General features: G+C 61.9%; 1 protein-coding gene. It reads left to right on the top strand.

From position 1 onward, the window contains the following. On the top strand, nt 1-1090 hold a 1090-nt coding region (locus D9599_RS30545; protein ID WP_255531737.1), incomplete at its 5' end, for a hypothetical protein. Between the last annotated feature and the right edge of the window lie 516 nt (nt 1091-1606).

The following is a 1606-nucleotide window of genomic DNA, read 5'->3' as shown; positions in this document are numbered from 1 at the left end:
CTACATAGCGCGATCGGGTGGGCCGACGGAGGACTTCGGTGTAGCCTTTCGCGTGAACTCGGCGGCCGATCTGGCCGACCTGACGGTTGGCCGACTGCTTACTATGCCAGTCAGCATGGTGCGGGAGTTCTCGCCCGAGGCTATGACAGTGATGAAGATTTCAGCGCAGCAGGACATCGACATTTGTCGGAAGCTGTATGCTCGCTTCCCGAAGTTCGGCGAGCAGATCGCAGGGCAGCCGAGCCGGGTCTACATGCGCGAGGTGGACATGGGCACCGACCGGGGGTTGTTCCCAGAGGGTGCCGGGGGGCTACCCTTGTATCAAGGCGTGATGATTGCAGCGCACGACTATCGTGCGGCCGCATACGTTTCGGGCCGTGCGCTAAAGGCCGTGTGGGCAGAGCTTCCATTCGGTGATCCTTGCAAGGCAGTGGTCCCGCAGTGGCGCGTTCCGCGGGACCTTGTGCCGAGCAAGCTCGTGAACTGGATTGGCAGCTACCAAACCGGCTTTCGCGACATCGCAAGATCAACAGACGAGCGAAGCCTCATCGCGGCGCTGATTCAGCCAGAAGTAGTATGCGGGCACAGCGTGCCAACAATCACGTTTGCAGGCGGCAGCCCACCCGACATTCTCCTTTGGCTCGGTGTCGCAAACACTATGTACATCGACTTCGTGGTCAGGAAGCGCCTCGCCATGCACCTGACCTACACGCTCATGGATGCACTGCCTTTCCCGCGAGATTGGCGGCGGACTCCGTGTGCTGAGGCCATTACTGCCCGCGCGTATGCTCTCTTTGCCTGCGGCCCGGAGATGGAAGGTTTTCGTAATGCGGTTACCGGCACGCCCGGTGTCCCGCGCGGGACTGAGCCGGTCGAGGACCCGGGCGCGCGCGAACTTCTGACGGCGGAGATCGAGGTGCTGGTGGCGCGAGGAGGCTATGGCCTGAACCGGGATGACCTGCTCTTCATCTTAGACCCGGACAACATCCTCGGGCCGAACAGTGGAGTGGAGACCTTCAAGGCCCTGCGGAATCGTGAGCAGCGAATATGCAGAGAGTATCGAACGCAACGGCTGGTGCTGGACGCGTAGGATCGCCTCCGTCCAGGCGGCACCTTCCGGATCTGACAGTTTTAGCAAAGTATGTGCCACCGGCCGTATCAGCGGACCGCCGCCGCGATCAAGCCGGACGCAGGCTTGCTGCCGTGACCTTGTGTCTCGGCGTGGCTGGCTGCTCGACACCTGTTCCAATGCCATCTCCGCTCGTTTCTCCGAAGTCGGTAGCACATTCACCAGGCGCCAGCCCGCCGCCCCAACCGCCAGCACCGGTCCCGGTCGTCGCGCGGCGACCCGCCCCCGCCGCGTGTTACGAAACTTCGATCATGTCGCCGCAACCGTTCCTCGGGAACCATGGGGAGGTGTTCTGCCTCGCAGACGCGTCGCTGTGGGAGGTGCAATTTGAGTATCGCTTCCTCTACGAATATCTTCCGCAGGCGGTGATCTGCCCGGCTAGGGTCAGGACCCGTTAAATAGGGCTAGCGGTTGATCTGAATGGCTGATTCCATGATGGCTGGAGGTGCTGCCATGGCTGATCTGTTCTGGCTGACG

The sequence above is a fragment of the Roseomonas sp. KE2513 genome, from assembly GCF_016107305.1.
GTDB lineage: Bacteria > Pseudomonadota > Alphaproteobacteria > Acetobacterales > Acetobacteraceae > Roseomonas.
The sequence above is the reverse complement of the archived record's forward strand: the minus strand, read 5'-3'. Positions and strand labels throughout refer to the sequence as shown.